24 protein-coding genes are annotated in these 18278 nt (G+C 37.4%); 8 read left to right on the top strand and 16 right to left on the bottom strand.

All coding sequences use genetic code 11. The features are described 5' to 3' along the window. Positions 1-280: 280 nt before the first annotated feature. The 3 genes from ACY3XC_RS27175 to ACY3XC_RS27165 form a co-directional block, all read right to left on the bottom strand. The gene (locus ACY3XC_RS27175) at positions 281-889 is read right to left on the bottom strand and encodes an exonuclease domain-containing protein (RefSeq protein WP_464871346.1); all 609 of its coding nucleotides are present in this window, start codon (positions 887-889) and stop codon (positions 281-283) included. Positions 890-1051: 162 nt separating this feature from the next. Further along, positions 1052-1621, bottom strand: a complete 570-nt coding sequence (locus ACY3XC_RS27170; protein ID WP_464871345.1) for a TetR/AcrR family transcriptional regulator — start codon at positions 1619-1621, stop codon at positions 1052-1054. 2 nt (positions 1622-1623) lie between these two features. Next, positions 1624-2340 (bottom strand): MBL fold metallo-hydrolase, encoded by a 717-nt coding sequence (locus ACY3XC_RS27165; RefSeq protein WP_464871344.1) that lies wholly within the window; start codon positions 2338-2340, stop codon positions 1624-1626. Positions 2341-2637: 297 nt separating this feature from the next. Here ACY3XC_RS27165 and ACY3XC_RS27160 point away from each other — a divergent pair, with 297 nt between their 5' ends. Continuing rightward, positions 2638-3150, top strand: a complete 513-nt coding sequence (locus ACY3XC_RS27160) for a DoxX family membrane protein (RefSeq protein ID WP_464871343.1) — start codon at positions 2638-2640, stop codon at positions 3148-3150. A 42-nt stretch (positions 3151-3192) separates the two neighbouring features. On the opposite strand, the gene ACY3XC_RS27155 is transcribed toward ACY3XC_RS27160, so the two are convergent. Both ACY3XC_RS27155 and ACY3XC_RS27150 read right to left on the bottom strand, forming a co-directional pair. Further along, positions 3193-3423 (bottom strand): hypothetical protein, encoded by a 231-nt coding sequence (locus ACY3XC_RS27155; protein ID WP_464871342.1) that lies wholly within the window; start codon positions 3421-3423, stop codon positions 3193-3195. A gap of 149 nt (positions 3424-3572) precedes the next feature. Next, entirely contained in the window at positions 3573-4019 is a 447-nt protein-coding gene (locus ACY3XC_RS27150; protein WP_179160212.1) for a hypothetical protein, read from the bottom strand. A 70-nt stretch (positions 4020-4089) separates the two neighbouring features. Here ACY3XC_RS27150 and ACY3XC_RS27145 point away from each other — a divergent pair, with 70 nt between their 5' ends. The 3 genes from ACY3XC_RS27145 (at position 4090) to ACY3XC_RS27135 (ending at position 7092) form a co-directional block, all read left to right on the top strand. Next, the gene (locus tag ACY3XC_RS27145; RefSeq protein ID WP_464871341.1) at positions 4090-4884 is read left to right on the top strand and encodes a nucleotidyltransferase domain-containing protein; all 795 of its coding nucleotides are present in this window, start codon (positions 4090-4092) and stop codon (positions 4882-4884) included. A gap of 151 nt (positions 4885-5035) precedes the next feature. Further along, positions 5036-6337, top strand: coding sequence for an NCS2 family permease (locus tag ACY3XC_RS27140; protein ID WP_464871340.1), 1302 nt, complete (start codon positions 5036-5038; stop codon positions 6335-6337). A gap of 455 nt (positions 6338-6792) precedes the next feature. Continuing rightward, on the top strand, positions 6793-7092 hold the full coding sequence (locus tag ACY3XC_RS27135; RefSeq protein ID WP_464871339.1) for a YfjL-like protein: 300 nt from the start codon (positions 6793-6795) through the stop codon (positions 7090-7092). 42 nt (positions 7093-7134) lie between these two features. Here ACY3XC_RS27135 and ACY3XC_RS27130 read toward each other — a convergent pair whose 3' ends face one another. Further along, a complete protein-coding gene (locus ACY3XC_RS27130) occupies positions 7135-8178 on the bottom strand; it encodes a GGDEF domain-containing protein (RefSeq protein ID WP_464871338.1) in 1044 nt (347 codons plus the stop codon). 198 nt (positions 8179-8376) lie between these two features. On the opposite strand from ACY3XC_RS27130, the gene ACY3XC_RS27125 reads away from it, so the two are divergent. Then, a complete protein-coding gene (locus ACY3XC_RS27125) occupies positions 8377-8847 on the top strand; it encodes a hypothetical protein (RefSeq protein ID WP_464871337.1) in 471 nt (156 codons plus the stop codon). A gap of 440 nt (positions 8848-9287) precedes the next feature. Here ACY3XC_RS27125 and ACY3XC_RS27120 read toward each other — a convergent pair whose 3' ends face one another. Further along, positions 9288-9965, bottom strand: a complete 678-nt coding sequence (locus ACY3XC_RS27120) for an AlkZ-related protein (protein WP_464871336.1) — start codon at positions 9963-9965, stop codon at positions 9288-9290. A gap of 1 nt (position 9966) precedes the next feature. Next, positions 9967-10542, bottom strand: a complete 576-nt coding sequence (locus ACY3XC_RS27115; RefSeq protein ID WP_464871335.1) for an HD domain-containing protein — start codon at positions 10540-10542, stop codon at positions 9967-9969. A gap of 151 nt (positions 10543-10693) precedes the next feature. Here ACY3XC_RS27115 and ACY3XC_RS27110 point away from each other — a divergent pair, with 151 nt between their 5' ends. After that, positions 10694-10879 carry a hypothetical protein gene (locus tag ACY3XC_RS27110; RefSeq protein WP_179160217.1) on the top strand — a complete coding sequence of 62 codons (186 nt, stop codon included), beginning with the start codon at positions 10694-10696 and terminating at the stop codon, positions 10877-10879. 139 nt (positions 10880-11018) lie between these two features. Continuing rightward, positions 11019-11795: an alpha/beta hydrolase gene (locus ACY3XC_RS27105; protein WP_464871334.1), complete on the top strand. Its 777-nt coding sequence runs from the start codon at positions 11019-11021 to the stop codon at positions 11793-11795. Positions 11796-11835: 40 nt separating this feature from the next. Here the strand turns inward: ACY3XC_RS27105 and ACY3XC_RS27100 are convergent, their stop codons facing one another. Then, on the bottom strand, positions 11836-12291 hold the full coding sequence (locus ACY3XC_RS27100; RefSeq protein WP_464871333.1) for a DUF2269 family protein: 456 nt from the start codon (positions 12289-12291) through the stop codon (positions 11836-11838). 147 nt (positions 12292-12438) lie between these two features. Between ACY3XC_RS27100 and ACY3XC_RS27095 the strand changes: the two genes are divergently transcribed. After that, the gene (locus ACY3XC_RS27095) at positions 12439-12828 is read left to right on the top strand and encodes a DUF454 family protein (protein WP_464871332.1); all 390 of its coding nucleotides are present in this window, start codon (positions 12439-12441) and stop codon (positions 12826-12828) included. A gap of 42 nt (positions 12829-12870) precedes the next feature. On the opposite strand, the gene ACY3XC_RS27090 is transcribed toward ACY3XC_RS27095, so the two are convergent. The 7 genes from ACY3XC_RS27090 to ACY3XC_RS27060 form a co-directional block, all read right to left on the bottom strand. Next, on the bottom strand, positions 12871-14190 hold the full coding sequence (locus ACY3XC_RS27090) for an amino acid permease (protein ID WP_464871331.1): 1320 nt from the start codon (positions 14188-14190) through the stop codon (positions 12871-12873). 145 nt (positions 14191-14335) lie between these two features. Then, on the bottom strand, positions 14336-14839 hold the full coding sequence (locus ACY3XC_RS27085) for a GNAT family N-acetyltransferase (RefSeq protein WP_464871330.1): 504 nt from the start codon (positions 14837-14839) through the stop codon (positions 14336-14338). Positions 14840-14855: 16 nt separating this feature from the next. Continuing rightward, positions 14856-15857 carry a glutathione S-transferase family protein gene (locus tag ACY3XC_RS27080; RefSeq protein WP_464871329.1) on the bottom strand — a complete coding sequence of 334 codons (1002 nt, stop codon included), beginning with the start codon at positions 15855-15857 and terminating at the stop codon, positions 14856-14858. A gap of 61 nt (positions 15858-15918) precedes the next feature. Beyond that, positions 15919-16425 (bottom strand): N-acetyltransferase family protein, encoded by a 507-nt coding sequence (locus ACY3XC_RS27075; RefSeq protein ID WP_464871328.1) that lies wholly within the window; start codon positions 16423-16425, stop codon positions 15919-15921. A 326-nt stretch (positions 16426-16751) separates the two neighbouring features. Further along, positions 16752-16883: a hypothetical protein gene (locus ACY3XC_RS27070; protein WP_464871327.1), complete on the bottom strand. Its 132-nt coding sequence runs from the start codon at positions 16881-16883 to the stop codon at positions 16752-16754. Positions 16884-16938: 55 nt separating this feature from the next. Continuing rightward, the gene (locus ACY3XC_RS27065) at positions 16939-17376 is read right to left on the bottom strand and encodes an N-acetyltransferase family protein (RefSeq protein ID WP_464871326.1); all 438 of its coding nucleotides are present in this window, start codon (positions 17374-17376) and stop codon (positions 16939-16941) included. A 22-nt stretch (positions 17377-17398) separates the two neighbouring features. Beyond that, a complete protein-coding gene (locus ACY3XC_RS27060; RefSeq protein WP_464871325.1) occupies positions 17399-18268 on the bottom strand; it encodes an NAD-dependent epimerase/dehydratase family protein in 870 nt (289 codons plus the stop codon). Between the last annotated feature and the right edge of the window lie 10 nt (positions 18269-18278).

Genomic DNA, 18278 nt, shown 5'->3' with positions numbered 1-18278 from the left:
GATCATATATATTTGACATAACAAAATTCGGTTGAAAACATTGTTTAGCGAATTTACACAAAATCAAGGGCTTGACTGAGGAATTCCGTCTATTTGCTCGAAAAACTCGAAAAGGGGTGATTTTCCTTTGCTTAAGCGGAAAATCTCCCCTTATATACTCCGAAACGAGCTCCATTCTGAATCTAAACGGAAAATCTCCGCTTATTTTTCCTAATAAAGAAACTCGCCACTATGGCGAGTTTTACGATTCAATCCGTTTTTTGTGTTTAGTATGGAACAATTATCCCATTTTGGATCGAGTGGCTGCAGGCTGGTATTTTCTCATCGGTCCATTTTCGAGTACTTCTTGAAGATAGAGATTTCCATTAGGACTTGTTTTTCTGAGCAGGTCCATGAGGTATGTAATATCGTCAAGTGCTCTATGTGTTTGGTGGTTTGTAATTTGGTGCGCTTGCAATAGTGTTAATAGTTTACCATTAGGAAAACCGTAGTTCTTCCATTTAACACCCCGCATTGTACAATACCATTTTAAATCATTCACTTCAGGGTACATATGATAGAGAAAGCTTCGGTCAAAGGAAGCATTGTGAGCGAAGACGGAGTCAGCACGGTGAAAATAAGTTTTAATCTGACCATCCGTGAAACTCTTCCCTTCTACTAATTCATAGGGGATCCCATGGATTTGGTATGCACGGTCATAGTTCCTTCTAGCAGAACTGGAAAGTGGTTCTCTTAAAAAGGAATCTTCTTCAATAATTTCTTGGACTTCCCCGGTATCTGTGCGATATGAAAACAATTTCAACGCTAATTCTATTACTTCATCTGTAGTCGGTCCTAACCCGGTCGTTTCAACGTCCACTACTAAACCTAACTTCTCAAATTTACGCATAAATTTCATTCCTTTGATCGAGATATTACTAATATTATAACATCTTATTTAAAAAAGAAGACTTGCCATTTGGCAAGCCAGTTGAATTTAGCGGAAATACGTATTGTTTTCAATAACTGCAAACACATTGGTAACATTTGGCTGATAAATATCCGCCATAACCTAGTTCTCACGCATACCATGAATAAACGCCTTTATAATGATTTCCAAGCTTTCATTTAGATCTAACGCCATTTTAAAACCGCCCCGCTGCTCCAGTGTAGAAAAGCCATGTAAAATGCTTCGGATTCCTCTTACTGCGTGCAAGGCGGTATCTCCTTCTAATCTATAGGCCTGTAAAACCCGAACAGTTAGGTCGACAATCTTTGAGCCTGCATGTTGTACATCTTCATCATCCATATCCGGTGCCATTAAAGTTGCCTCATACATTCCAGGGTGTTTCCGAGTAAACTCAACATAGGCTTTACTAATAGTAAGCACCGCCTCATCTCCAGACACTCCAATAGCAGATTGGGCTAAATCCTCATATAGTTGGTCCAGCCCATAAATTGCCATTTTCTTTCTTAACCCGCCCAGCCCATCAAAATGGTTATATAATGATGGAGGTCGGATTCCTAATTTTTTTGCTAGGTTTGCCAAGGTAACTTCCTGCATCCCAAACTCGTCCGCTAACTCCGCTGCTGCTCCAAGAATCTCTGTTAATTCAAGTCCAACCTTTGGTCTTGGCGACATTTTCATAAACCCCCTTTCAACTTCTGCTCTAGTCGATTAATAGCCTGTTTCATTTCCCCAATCGGATTTTCCAACATTTCACCGTGTCCGACTGCAAGAAGCTTAGGCTGATAGCTCACTAATTTCTTTGCACTAGCTAATGAAGTTTCTTCACTCCATGTACCAAATGCCGGAAACGGAAACCATGTCACGATATCACCCGCTACAGCAATTCCTCCTCTAGTTTGGTAAGCATCCCCTGCTATCAGTGCTTTTGAGCGAGTATCAATGAATGACATTGAACCCGGTGTATGCCCAGGAGTTTCAATTGCTGCCAAGGAACCGATTAAGTCTCCTTCTTTCAATAGTATATTCGCTCTGGTCTTAAGCTTTTTCGGAACCCCGCCCTTAATCGGGGTTTGGTGCTCATGCTCGTCAAGCGATGTGTCACCATGCATTATTCTATTATCTCTGACCGAAATATACACAGGTACATCTGGCAGTGCCTCTTTTATTTTATCAAGCGCCCCGACATGATCCTCATGCGCGTGCGTCAAAATTATTTTTGTAATTGGCTTCCCAATCGCTGCAGCTGCCTTTAATATTCCCTTCATACTATAAGGCAAAGCTGCATCAATTAACGTCAAACCGTCTTCTTCCTCAACTAAATAACAATTGACTGGAAAGACACTTGCCATAAATGATACCTGATACAAAAATCCCTTTTTGAGCATTCTCACAATACCCAGCCCCTTTAACTAATGTCGTTAGTTTTATTTTAACTAATATCATTAGTTTTATCAAGAGCTTTTATAAAAAATTAACTTCCCTTTCTGTATTAGATGGAGGTTTGACAGGGTTTCCGCATTGAAGTTCAGCTTTAAACCGTTTTGAAAGAAATCCTTGTTTACAATTTGTTCAAATCTTTTTTACAGATTTGTGAAATAATGAACAAACTATCCTCATTTCAAGATTCATTTGATATATTAGCAGTGTAGTAAATATATAAAACATATTTAACAAGGAGATGCTTCATAATGTTTATAAACTTTTTAAGAGAAAATAAAATTTCAGCAGCTATTTTAACTATTATTCGTTTATACCTAGGATACGCTTGGTTCACAGCAGGACTAGGAAAATTACAAAGTGGTGCATTTGATGCAACAGGATTCTTAAAAGGAGCAATTGCAAAACCAGTAACAGGTCCAGACGGCAGCATGGTGTACGGTTGGTATGTTAACTTTTTAGAAAGCTTTGCACTACCTAACATTGATGTCTTCAACTTCATTGTTCCTTGGGGAGAAACATTAATTGGTTTGGGACTTATGCTTGGATGTTTAACAACAACAGCGATGTTCTTTGGTCTAGTAATGAACTTCAGCTTCTTCTTAGCAGGAACCGTATCTCATAACCCAACAGATATTTTCTTAGGATTTATCATCTTAACAGCAGGCTATAACGCTGGCCGTATCGGTCTTGACAGCTGGGTGGTTCCATTCATGCGCAAAACTGTTTTCAAAGGTAAAGAAACTGCAAAACAACACGCGTAACAAAAAAGTCGCCTCAATCACAAAATGATTGAGGCGTTTTTATTAATATATATTATCTTCTTCTCCACTTTCAAAACCTACACGATCTTGATACCAATTTGTTATTTGGGTGAGTATAGAAAATACTAGGAAGAAATTCATGGCCCACACGTTAATAAAAGGTGCTAAGCCTCCGAACTCGATTCCATGATAACCCTTTAGTTTCATAACAATCAAGCTTTCAATAAAAATTAGAACAAAACCCAAAACACCCGCAACAGCCATTCTAATCATTTCCGTTCCCTCCATATCTCCCCATTAGGTTTACCCTATTTCTATTATTTCAAAAATATAAATTCGACAATTCTGTGAACACTTATAACTCTATTATAGTGCAAATTTCATGGAAACAACAACACAAAACATTTTGTTTTTATAAAGTATTAATTTTTTATCCAGCGGTATAATGATGTGAAGAATGTTAATGAAGAAGCATAAATGAGGAAGGTATAGAAATTAACAAAAATCGTATTTGTGTATTGATTTAACCATGGAAAGTGATAAATTCGGGATGCTTCATTCGTGGGGGGACCACCTAATTTCTGTATCAACTCGTTAAAATAAGATATTTCTAACACACTTACGGCAAGAAGGACAATAAAAGCACAAACTACAACATTTCGCCAAGTAGTCCTTTTAAAGGCTGCATCCTTAAATTTTAGAAATAATTCATATCCAAATAGACCAAACGTTAGCAGGACAAATGGAAATAAAAGAATGACGGGATTTCCGTTACCAGAAAAGGATTCCGGACTAAAGGAAAATTCCCTCACCATTAAAATGGCAACTAAACATAGCAGAAAGTATACAATTAATTGCCTTGATAACATTTAATCACCCCCTATTAAAAGGTATAAGGTCCTAATGTTTATATATTCAGTAAAAAGAGAGGTATTACAATTGAGAGAACATATCTTAATGGTTCTGGAACAAATTGAAAAAGATTATGATATTAAAATCCTTTATGCCTGTGAATCGGGGAGCAGAGCCTGGGGCTTCCCATCGAAGGAAAGTGATTACGATATCCGGTTTATTTATATTCATAAAAAGGAATGGTATCTCTCAATTGACCAGCGGCGGGATGTGCTTGAGGTGCCCAAACATGATAAGCTTTCTATTCCAGTGGACAAATTACTGGACTTAAATGGCTGGGAACTTACGAAAGCGCTGCGATTATTTCGTAAATCAAATCCGCCTCTCTTGGAATGGCTCCATTCGAATATTGTTTATTACCAGGCTTACTCTGCCATCAATAAAATGAAAGAGCTAGAAAGCCAAATTTTTTCGCCCATTTCTGGAATCCATCATTATTTAAAAATGGCAAAAGGGAATTACCGCGATTATTTAAAATGCGAGGAAATTAAAATAAAAAGGTATTTCAACATATTCAGACCGCTCTTGGCGGCAAAATGGATTGAAAAGCATAATGAAATTCCTCCTAATGGATTTAATCAGCTGATCGGGGATCTCCTTCCAACGGGAGAGATTAGAAAAATCATAGACAACCTTATCAAACAAAAAATGGCTGGTGAAGTTCTTGCCCTTAATCCTGGGACTGAAGTCATTAACCACTTCCTAGAAAATGAGATTAATCATTTGGAGCAATATGTAAAGGAATTATTAGTCGATAAATCCGACCCTACCGAACATTTTAATCAGATATTTCGAATGACACTTGATGAAGTTTGGGGATAAACAAAGAGCGCATTGCTCTTTGTTTATTTTAACCTTACCTTCTGCCCCCGAAGATCCATGTTTTGTTTTATTTAAAGAAAGGTTGAAATTCTGTCTAAAAACGAATATTATATAAAAGTTAATAAATAACGTTCGTATTTTGGAGGATCCTATGTTTAAACTTAAAGAAAACCAAACAAATACAAAAACAGAACTACTCGCAGGAATTACGACCTTCTTTACAATGGTTTATATTGTTGTTGTGAATCCAGTCATTCTTGCAGACGCAGGTGTACCATTCGAACAAGTATTCACAGCAACGATTATCTCTGCAGTTGTTGGGACACTTTGGATGGCATTATTCGCAAATTATCCAATCGCCATTGCACCTGGAATGGGGCTTAACGCATATTTCGCCTATTCAGTCGTTGGCGGCGGGCAAAATATTAACTATGAAACAGCCTTTGCTGCTGTTTTTATTGCTGGTATTATTTTTGTCATCTTGTCTTTAACACCTTTTAGAGAAAAATTAATTGATGCGATTCCAGAAAACCTCAAACACGGGATTACAGCAGGTATTGGTTTATTTATTGCCTTCATTGGTCTGAGACTTACGCAGATTATTACTGCTCATCCTACCAATCTTGTCGGTTTGGGTGATCTTACATCTCCTTCAGCCCTGCTTGCAATCGTCGGACTGGCCATTACATTAATTCTGATGGTGCTGCGAATCAATGGAGCTTTATTTTTTGGAATGATTATTACCGGGCTAATTGCCTTTTTTACGAACCAGCTTTCCTTTGATCAAGGGTTTGTATCACTGCCTTCTCTTCCTGAAGGGTTAATTGTAGGGAACCCTATTACAGCCTTAAGTGATGTCATTCAGAACAGTCTATATGCCGTTGTTTTTTCATTTATTTTAGTAACGATTTTTGACACCACCGGCACAATGATTGGTGTTGCACATCAAGCAGGATTAATGAAAAACGGGAAATTTCCGCGCGCACGTCAGGCCTTACTTTCCGACTCTGTTGCAACATCAATAGGTGCCATGTTTGGAACAAGCCCAACCACAGCATATATTGAATCTTCTTCAGGTGTTGCAGCCGGAGGTCGTACTGGATTAACTTCGCTTACTGTTGCTGCCTTGTTTATCCTTTCAGCATTCTTCGGACCTCTTGTTAGTGCTGTGTCAGGGATTTCTGCGATTACCGCACCTGCTCTTATTATTGTGGGCAGCATGATGATGGGAAGTATAGCGAAAATTAAATGGGACGAATTAGATGAAGCTTTTCCTGCATTCCTTGTGATTCTGAGTATGCCGTTAACCTCGAGCATTGCAACCGGCATTGCACTTGGTTTCATCAGCTATCCGCTTCTTAAGATAGCCAAAGGAAAATGGCGTGAGGTTCACCCGCTTCTCTATGTATTCGCCGTATTGTTCTTTTATCAGCTTGCATTTTTACCGCATTAAAAAAATGGAGTCCAATTATTCTGTTGGGCTCCATTTTTTTCATCTTCACAAATTCCACATAACTTCTCTATAACTTTTACAAATGTTTATCTTATTATAAAGATAACTTATTAAGGACTTAGGTTTTAGGAACCTTATTCTTAAAAACTTCCCATAATCTGATTGGTACTGAGTGTACCAATCTTTTTTTGTCTATTTTTGCTCAAATTCATCTTCACAAATTCCACATAACTTCTCTATAACTTCTACAAATGTTTATCATATTATAAAGATAACTTATTTGAGTCTTAAGGTTTAAGGAACCTTATTCTTAAAACTTCCCATAATTTAGCCTGGTACAAGTGTACCGGGCTCTTTTTTTGCCCTTTTTCTTATTCCAATAACAAAAAGATACCAAAAAGTGTAATTTTACACTATAATGTAAATAAAGTGAGATTAAGGGGTGTATCTTATTTATGAAGGCAAAAGCTATTTTTTTATCAATTATTGTTATTGTGCTGCTCTTGTCTGGTTTCATCTATTTCTTTTTTAATGGAAACCCTGTCACAAAGGAAAATAGCAGAGAGATCGTCTCTGCCTACCTTCAGGAAAGTTATCCTGAAGAGTCCTTTAAGATTACAAACATCGCCTATTATCCCGGTGAAGGAACTTATATCGTCCATGTTATTTCTAAGGATGGAAAGGTAGAAGGAAATATTGATGTTAGGGATGGGAGAATTATTACGGAAGGTTCAGAGTCTCCCTTTGGACAATAAAGTAAATAAAATGGGTTGGTGCCTTAATATGGCACCAACCCTTTATTTGATATAACTAACTTGATTTCTTCCACTGTATTTACACGCGTATAAACCTTTATCAGCCCGATTCAATAAAGAATCAATACTGTCACCTGGTTTAGCATTAGTAACTCCAAAACTTGCTGTAAGGTTTCCCGCACCTTTGAAACCGTGTTCAGAAACAACCTTTCTTAAATGTTCGGCAAGCTTAACGGTATCTTCACCAACTGTATTTGAGATAATGATGAACTCTTCCCCGCCCCAGCGTCCAAACAGCTCTCGATTGGTAAGCTGATGTTGGATGAGTTCCGCTAACTCTACCAGTACTTCATCACCAATTTTATGCCCATAGTTATCATTGACCAGCTTAAAATGATCAATGTCAAAGAAAATAACGGAAAATCCTTCTTTCTTCTCCGCAAAAACCTTGAGCTTCTTTTCCAGCCATTCATCAATCCGCAGGCGATTAGCAATTCTTGTTAATGAATCATAATAAGCATGCTTTTTAAACATTTCGAGATCAGCATAAGTCTTAAACACATGCTGAGCATAATAGAGAACAATAATGTAAACAAGATTGGCAAAGTAATATTGACCTAACGAATCAATTGATTCAGAGGAAAGATTATTTAAATACATAATCCCCATAACAAAGGTGGTAAGAAATATGACAATAGAATAGTATAACCCTCTTTTCGTTCCTAAAGTTAAGAAAAAGAACAAGGTAATGACCGGCATCCAGATAATAAAATCCCCAAGAGACCCGCCTAATACTACCATGTAGTTGCGGACAGCGTCAAAAAACGTCGTAACATGATAAAAACTGACTAAAGCCAGATTGGAGTATTCAGTAAATTGGACAAAAAGTCTTTTGTATAGTAAAAACCAACTGATGATAAACCATATTGAGAGAGTATTATTAATAGTAAAATTAAATTTATAAATCGCATCAATATTTTGTAGAAGTGTATTAGAGATGAGAGCAATAATAATACATGGGACAACCCAGAGATAAATACGTATCTTAAGCTCATTTAGTGATCCGAATTTTATTAACATTGGCATTTGTTCATCTCCCAACTAAGAAAAAGTAGTGACCTTACAAGGACACTACTTCTATAAACTATTATATCAAACATATTATTAGGAAAACTATATAGGATTCACTGTAAAAATTTATATTTATATCTACTCTTAATGCTTATTATCATTTGCATAGTACCTTCCTTTATGGACACATTAAGTTAAAAAAAGGGAAATGTTATGATAGGACTTTTAATCGCCATTGTCACCTTTAACTATTTTGGTTTTAAAACAAATAAATTGTTATCGGGCAATCAAATCCTTCATATTTGGTTATTTACGATTGCCTTTCAAGTTCTTTTCGATCTTTTTATTGAATTCAAATATCATGCATACTGGTACTTTGACAAAGATTTAGATTGGCGGGGATTACTCCCTCATGTGTTTTTAGTTCCACCAGTAAATATGATTTTTTTAAATTGGTATCCTTATAAACGAGGGTGGATTAAACAATTACTTTTTATCATTGTTTTTGTTATTGCAATTTTATTTTACGAAGTCATTACTCTGCTTCCTGAACCATGGGGATATTTTCATTATGGCTGGTGGAAACTGTGGTACGCAGCTATCCTTGATCCCATTCTATTACTTATCCTACTGGGGTTCTATAAGTGGATTTGTAGATTGGAGAAAAAAGCCTGCCTAAAATAATTTTGGCTAGCATCTATTATGATGACCACATGTGAAACCGGTCTTTAGTTTCATGAATTTATACATGACATTTGCGTGTCTGCCCTTTTTTGTATGGGGATTGATTTTGGAATGTAGGCAATCCATAAATCGTTTATCACAGTAACAAGGGGAGTTTCCACGTTCCAGACATAAATCATGTTTGTAACAGCAGGAATCCACATCATTGATAGGTGTTCCTGGACCGCTACAGCCCGGTCCGCACCATCTGTAACCAGGAAAAATACAGAATGAAAACGTTTTTTTTCTACAACTCATATTTTTACAACTCCTTTTATATAAAATATGAAATTGTAGGAATTAGGGGACATGCTCGTATCACGGGTTGATGAAAAAATAGGTATGATTGGTTAAATGCCATTCTTTTTGAATATAAAAAAAGGAAATCGTAAAGATTCCCTCTAAATTCTAAATAGTTTATTAATGGTTTTCATTGCATCAGGACAGCAAAAGGCTGCAAAATGGTCCCGTACCTTCATTTTCGCGTCTTCCTTTTCAAACCAGCTTTCATCAATTCTATGACTCTTTGCCCAATATGTCATTGTTTCAAATGAGGTACTGCTCCAGCCGTTTTTTTCTCCAGCTTCGTTTGTTTTTGCCTTTGTCCCTGAAACGACTATATCCATTGAACCCTGCAACTCCAGCAGGGCGTTATCAAATTGCTTCTTCTTTTCTTTATCCTTCATTCCCGCTTCTACTCTCAATACTCTAGTGTCTATTCTTTCATTCTCCTTAATAAGCGCAAACAGCTCTACAGCTTCTCTTGACATTAGCCCATCCCGAAACCGTTCTTCTACCGAAAGAGGAGATCCCAAAATAGCACGTATGAAAGGTAATAGTTCAGTAGACAGTAAAACGGATTTCTTCTTAACAAATTTACCGTATGCGGCTGCTCCATCTCCCGGAAACTTTGCACGCCACATCCATGGATCCAGCTCGGAACCGGTATGCCAATGTTCCTTCACAGTTACACTGTCGAGCGAAGGGTAATTAGGGATGAGTTTCGCCAATGGCAGAAACCCAATTTCTCTTATTACATATATAGCTTCTTCATATGTATGAACCTTATATTCCTTCATCCTAGGCCATATCCCTAAAAAGTTTATTGACTTCATTTCTTAATTCTGTAAGTAAATCAAAAGTGGATTGGCTCCCCAAACTTTCTACTACATTTGTGTAATACCACTTTTGTTGTTCCTTCCCTGCATTAAATCTGCCCCAAACCTCTTCGCCCGCTTGTTCATAATCTCGTATGATGGACCGAATATTATGTAGCTTATCTGCACAAACCACTGCACGGATATCCTCTGAGGCTGTTTTTAAAAAATCAATCGTATGCTCTTTCCTTTCCTTCCATGACAATGATTTATCAGGTTCTGAACTGCCTTCCACTATCTTAGCAATATTTTCTCCAAATTCCTTTTTGATTTCTTCAAGGGTTATGGTTGTGTCCTCTACAGTATCATGTAAGATTCCGGCTGCAACAATTTCCTCTCTGTACCCGTTCTTTAATAACACCATTCCCACTGCCACAGGGTGTGTAATATACGGAATATCGGTATTTTTCCGATATTGTCCTTCATGACTTTTACTTGCAATCTGTAGTGCCTTCTCGACTATATCCATCTTCGACCTTCCTTTCATCCATTCAAACATTAATCTATTTTCACCTTATTTCAACATATTAAAACAAATCTCCTTCTTCATCTATCCGGTAAGTGATTTTTTAAAAAATATGTATTTTGTCCAATCACATATTTTTGAACAAGCATATTTTATAGTACAAGCATGAAAGGGGGGATATGGAATGTCTAATGAAAGAAGACGTCGTGATGATGATGATCGCGGAAAAGTAAGAAGAGTCTTTATTGATGCAGAAGAAGTTATTATCCGTGCTGATAGAGTAAGAGTTCTTGGCGATGAAGACAGAAGAGATGACGACAGAAGAGATGACGACAGAAGATGTAAAAGAGACCGATTCTGGTGGGTTTAATTGATTCTTTAAAGGGATAATTACAATTCCCGCAGGCTGGTGAGACAAATCGATCTCACCAGCCTGTTTTTATTTCACCGCTTTTCTTACTAATATGGTAAATTAATGAAATAGAGTATGACCAATTGGAGGTGTACTTATGTTAGAAAAGTTTAATGTTACTATGTCATCGTTCAATCAGGAAAGAATGATAAGAGTGTATTTGCCGGTAAGCTATCATGAATCTCACAAACGTTACCCAGTATTGTATATGCACGATGGGCAAAATGTATTTGAAGATGAAGGCGCCATTAAGGGCGTATCTTTAGGATTAATGGATTACTTAAATGAAAACAAAGTGGAGATAATCGTAGTAGCAATCGATTTAAATCCTGAAGGAGAAGAACGCATTAACGAATACTGTCCATGGGTAAATGGAGCAATCGCTGAGAAAATAATTGGTCACCCCAGCTCTTCTGGTGGAAAAGGTGAACAATACTTGGACTTTATCGTAAATGAACTGAAACCATTAATAGACGATAAATACCGAACTCTTAAGGAACATACTTCGATGGCTGGAATTTCATTAGGAGGTCTTATTTCTACATATGCTGCCTGCACTTATCCACATATTTTTAAGCGTATTGCTGCGATATCACCAGGATATTATCGCAACCAAGAGGAACTCGAGGTATTCGTTAGGAATTCCGACTTATCTGCAGTTGAGAGGTTTTATATGGATTTTGGTACTCTCGAAGTCAGCGATGATAAAGAACTGAATATCCAGCTTACAGAAATGATTCAGTCCATCTATGAAATTTTGAGCAGCAAAATTGAAGATACCCGCTACCAAACGATTAAAAATGGTGAGCACAATTATACTTCGTTTAAAAAGAGAATTGGTGAAGTATTATCCTATCTTTATTCCGATATATAAATAAAAAAGGTATGGCTGTATGCCATACCTTTTATTTATATTAAAATGGTTTTAAAATCATTAAAGCTATAATGATAATAAAAATAACGTTTGCTAAATGTTCATATCTGAATAGAAATTTTGATAATCGATAATATTCTTCAGGGATTTCCTCACCCTGATGAGATGCTAATAAGGCCTTTACTGGCTTAGACCTCGGTGATAACAAAAGCGGTCCACTTGCTAGCGCTACTAAATAAAGTACAAGACTTGATACATACCAGCCCATTCGAAACAGGCTTGGATTCATGAAGCCCATTAGTAAACCTGTGACGAGTAAAAGCGTTCCGCCCACCATCACAAAGATATGCAGTTTATGTCTAACGGCATAGGAATGCCTTAATTCTGTCATTGTCTTTCCCGACTTTACAACGGTCGTAAGGATAAAACCTGGCCCCATTCCAATAATCGCCGAAAAAATATGTATAACTACGATAACTTTATAGAATGTAATCATTTTATTAGCAGCCCCCATTCTCTAGACCTCATTATTTTAACATAATGGTGGTTAAAACAGTTTTAATGTACTTAATCTGTCAAAAAACTTTCTTTATTAAAGTGGTATAATATAGATGTACATTGAACGAACAGGGGACAAAGTGATATGAGTAAAATTGTAAAACTTCTATATATTATTATCGGTTTTATTGCCTTGGGCTTAGGAGTTTTGGGGCTTATTTTGCCAGTGTTACCGACAACTCCGTTATTACTACTAGCTTCCTACTGTTTTGTAAAAGGATCTGAACGTTTTGAGATCTGGTTTAAGGGTACCACTCTCTATAAACGTCACTTAGAGAATTTTGTAAAAGAGAGGTCGATGACGTTAAAGCAAAAGCTCATAATTTTGTTATTCGCTGATGTGATGATTGCCATTCCTTTTTTCATCCTTGATAGCCTCATGATCCGCGTCATGCTTGCAGCCGTTATTTTTTATAAATATTATTACTTCATCTATAAAATAAAAACAGTACGTCAAGCAACAACAGAAATATAGACAAAAACCTTGCCATTTTCAAAATGACAAGGTTTTATTTGATTATTCTTTTTTTCTAAAAGCTGAACATAGAATTAAGAAGATGAGCATCCCTAAACAAACAAGCATGCTAGCTTGATTTTGTTCGCTGAATGCAAATGCCACACAGCTTACACTTAACGCTATGGCAGTAAATAAGGTAACATACGGAAATCCCCAAACTTTAAAACTTGGCAGGTTTGTATAGGTTTTTCGAAGCTTCACTTGCGCTAAACAAATGCTAATCCACACCACTGATACCGTAAAACCGGGTATGGCCATTAAATATCCAAAAACACGGTCAGGCGAGAAGTACGCAACAAATGTGCCTCCGATAAGGATAACAGCGCTAAAGATAACGCTATATAATGGAACACCGTTCTTAGAAACATATGAAAATAGTTTCGGTGCTTCCCCTTCCGCTGCAAGTGAGTACATCATACGTGTACATCCATATATCCCAGAATTAGCTGCAGACAAAACAGCAGTAATAAGGACAAAGTTCATGATATGAGCAGCCCCATCAAAACCGACTGCAGATAACACTTGCACAAACGGGCTTGCTTGGCTGCCGATTTCATTCCATGGAATCAATCCGCAAATGATTAGAATCGGGAGTGTATAGAATATGACAATTCTCCCAATAACTCCTTTAATCACTTTAGGCAATACCTTTTCTGCATCCTTCGTTTCCGATAAAGTCAATCCAATAAGTTCAGTACCGCCGTATGAGAAAATGACGATTAATAAGGCAGAGAATACCCCAGACCAGCCCTTCGGGAAGAAACCATCGTGTTGGACATAATTTTGTAAATAGTCACTTTCATTGCTCGGGATGATTCCGAATAAAATACCGGCTCCTAACACAACAAATAGGACAATCATGGTAATTTTTATTCCGGCAAACCAAAATTCAAACTCTCCGTAACGTTTCACATTCATAAAATTAATAGCCACAATGAAAACAGCACTTATGAAACTTAAAGACCACAAAGACATAGCAGGAAACCAATATTGCAAAAAGCTTCCCGCAGCGATCACTTCTATAACACATACAACTAACCACATAAAACAGTAAAGCCATCCGATTACAAAAGACACATTTGTTCCAAATGCCTTATGTATAAACCCTTTCATATTTACTCCAGGAAAAGCGATAGCCATCTCGGCAATTGCACTCATCACAATAAGAAGTAATAAGCCTGCAAACAAATAAGAAAAAATAACTGCAGGTCCCGCAATCGAAACGGTTTCAGAAGTCCCTTTAAATATACCAGTCCCTATTGCTCCTCCGAGGGCCATCATACGAATATGACGTGGCAATAAACTTTTTTGTAATTCCATACATGCACTTCCTATATTTTTTTCAGATAATAAAAAAGCCCCTGCTGATTATTTAGCAGGGACAATAAACATAAGTTATATTATAGTAGTATAGTTAATATTCTGTCAATTGTATTTCTAAAAAACCTCTCTTCTCAATTTTGGTTCATTCAAAAGTCAGTCGATAGGCTTTTACAATGATACCGTCGTCTGCAGGTTGAAAGTCGTATTGTGGTAATCTTTTGAAACCAATTCGTTCATATAGTCTCATCGCATTTTCCATAAATTCGCCGGTATGAAGCCCGATGGAATGGTGCCCTTTCTCTATTGAAAGCTTTATACATTCAGAAAGCAGGGCTGTAGCTACTCCCTTCCCACGCGCTTCTGGAGAAACCGCGAGCATTCGTATTTCAGGATAATCCACAACTTCAACGTTGCCTTCATAGGCATCTGTCTTTGCCGGGAACAAAGCAACACTTCCTAGAATCATCCCCTCTACTTCTGCCACTAGCAGCTCAACTCCTGTTTCTGAATCCACCTCTGATGAAATTGCCTGCTTCAATGCCTGCCAATGACCCTCAGGGATTATGGCAGCATGCTCTTCGTAAGAGAGTACTCTTTGTTCTCGAATAAATGGTAATTCACTTTCTAAAGCTTTCCGAATCATCATTTCCCCTGCTCCCTCCTTATCGAATGCGAAATTTTTCTTCCTTGCCACCTAATTCTTGGCGGTTATGCTGAGAAAGCAGTCCTGAAAGGTCCGGTCCTTTTGGCAAAATACCATTATGCCCCTTTTGATCATTGCTTGCTATATGATTCGATAAATGATAATGCTTTTTAATTGCGTCGAAATCTGTGGTATCACCAAAACCAGGAGTTTGATATAAATCTCGTAGATAACCCCATAGATGTGGGAAATCAACAATTCGATTTCGGTTTGTCTTAAATGCGGAGTAATAGGCAGCATCGAAACGGACTAATGTAGCGTATAGCCGTACGTCGGAATCGGTAATAAAGTCTCCAAATAAGAAACGTTGTGTTGAAAGACGCTTCTCTAATTCATCTAGTCTCGCAAACAAAGTATCATATGCCTGCTCATACGCTTCCTGAGATTGGGCAAAGCCGCATTTATACACGCCATTGTTCACTTCATGGAAGATGACATCGTTTAAGGTATCAATCTCTTCACGTAAAGATTCCGGATATAAATTTGGAGCATTTTCTTTATGAAAAGGTGCCCAGGCTGTTTCTAGATAGTTTGTTAGTTTAAAATAATCATTGTTCACAACTTTTTGTTCCTTCACATCCACGAAGACAGGAACAGTGGGTCTCCCCGAATAATCCTGATCTGTTTTCTTATAGATTTCACTCATATAGCGAATTCCTAATACAGGGTCTACCCCGCCCTCATCTAAAGAAAATTCCCAGTCTACATGTGGAAGTTTGGGACGCATCGGACTAGCCGTGCCCAAACTGATTACAGTCTCTAACCCTAGTATTTTTCGGACAATTACGGAGCGATGTGCCCAGGGGCAGACGGCTGACCATAGTAGTCGATATCTCCCTGCTTCAATAGGCAGTTCACCTTCACCTAATCCAAACGGTGTACTAAATCTATTTTTCTGCCGGTTAAACGACCCATCAGCCTTGATTTCAGCTGCTATACTTCCCTGTTTATTTTCTGTCATTGTATACACCTCTTTATTCTATGTTCATCTTGAACGGTTTCTCGTCTAATGGTAAGTTTCTTCATTTTAAATGCAGCACTCTATGTTCATCATCCAAATAAACACCATTCAGTTTCATTGCTTTTTCTTCAAGTCCAAATACTTTAAAGCCAAGTTTCGTATATAGCTTCTTCGCTGGTTCATTGCTTGCAACGACCGATAAATTAATTTTTTCAATTGCCTGGATTGATCTTGCTTTATTAATTGCTTCTGTGAGTAATGCTTCCCCCACGCCTGCTCCTTGTTTCCTTGGAGTAACATACATAGCATAAATGTTTGCCCTGTGCTGTATTTTTTCTGCCTTTTCTTGAAGGAGTGTTACAACTCCAATTAGGTTGTCACCATCAAATGCCCCATAAGTATAATTACCTTCTGTTGTGAGATTACTTACTACCTGAGCAATCGGATTTTCCCTTTTCATAGCATCTTCATAACTAGTTAAAAATGCTTCTGGAGCTTCCTTTAAGGCTTCTAACCTAAGAACCCAGTATTTTTCTGCATCTGAAGAGGTAAGTTGCCTAATTACCATGTGACACTCTCCCTTTACTTTTAAATGGTATAACTAATATATTACTAAAATTCGAAAAAGATAGATAATATAATTTATTTTATCTCCCTGGCTGGAATCATTCGATAGGAAACCGTTCATGGTGACCACTTTCTTCTTTTTATATGATTTTCGGTCACCATAGAGCCTTCATGGTTACCACTTTCCTCTTCTTAAATGATTTTCGGTCACCATAGAGCTTTCATAGTGACCACTTTCCTCTTCTTAAATGATTTTCGGTCATCATAAGCACTTCAATTATAAACGTCAAAAATAAAAAGAGGCTGTTCAGCCTCTTTACACTCATATTATTTTTCCTTCTTATTATGTGTTGAACTATGCGGGTTCCCTTCTGTTATGACTCGGTCAATATCAAGATAAGGCTTACCACGCAATGCATCATTAGAGATAATCTTATCAGTTTGTTGTTCGTTATTCATTCTAGCTACCTCCACATATTTTTTATTTAAAGGTAGTATGTGTAATCTTATCCAATTATAAAGAGAAATAGTAAAAGTAATTGGATTCCTTTTTGAAGCCAATTTTTTCGTATAGTCTTTGCGCTGTTACATTTTCCTGACCCGTTTCTAATGCTACCCCTTTGGCACCTGTCTCTTCTGCAAATTCAATGGCCTTTTGAATTAATTTCTCGCCAAAACCCTTCTTGCGAGCAGTCGTATTTACATATAAATCATTAAGGACCCATGATCTTTTCATACTAACAGAGGAAAATGTCGGATATAGCTGAACAAAGCCAACCGGATTACTCTCATCATAGGCCATGAAAACGACTGAATCCTCATTTAATAATCTTTCTTTTAAAAAAGCTCTTGCACCTTCAATATCAGAATCCTGTTTATAAAACACCCGATAGGAATCAAATAACTCTGTAAAAGGATTTAGTTCATTTAATGTAGCCTTCCGAATACTCATGATATTTCCCCCTTTATTTAAACTATGAATAGTGATGGATTAATTTTTTCAAAAGATTATCTAATGAAGAAAAACTGAACCCCATGGACTGAGCAAGACTTGTATTGACTGACCATGATCCAGGCAAATTATAGGGAGATGGGTCACCATCTACATTTAAGATCGCTTTAGTGCCAATTAGTTCCTCAATTAATCCGTTTAATTCACTCAAACTGATATCTTCCTCAGAACCTGGATTAATCGGACCATGATAGTCCGACTTCGACATACTTAATAAAAACGCAGCGGCTTCCCCTGAGTCGATAAAACTATATCTAAAGTTAGGTTGCTTAATGAACATCGCTTTTCCTTCTTTCACATGCTCAACATGGAAGTTTAACCGATTGGTATAATCGTCTTTTCCAATAATAATCGGAAAACGGACGGCCACCACTGGGAAGTCTGCATTCTGAAAAAGGATTGCTTCCGCCGCTCGTTTTGCTTCCTGATATCCTACATACCCTATGTAATCTCTCCTCGATTTTAATACAGGCTGAAACTCTATTGGATTAAAGCCTTCTTCCGTACTATTCGTCCCAAAATCATAAACGGCCTGGCTAGAAGTAAATATATATTTCTTAACCTTGCCATTCATTGTTTTTAACGAATCAAGGGCTTCTTGAGAGGAATAGCAGGTTTGATCAAATACAACATCCCATTTCTTATCCTTAAAAGCTTGACCCAAAGACTCTGTATTTTCACGGTTAATAATCAATCTAGTAACTTGATGACCAAAGGAATCAGGCGTCAAACCTCTTGTTGCAATGGTCACTTCTACCCCTTCATCTACTAATAATTGCACCAATCTTTTGCCAACAAATTGCGTTCCCCCGAGTATTAAAGCAGACTTCATCAAAATCTCC

This window comes from Bacillus sp. CZDM1, assembly GCF_055502545.1.
This window is presented reverse-complemented; position numbering and strand designations above follow the sequence as displayed.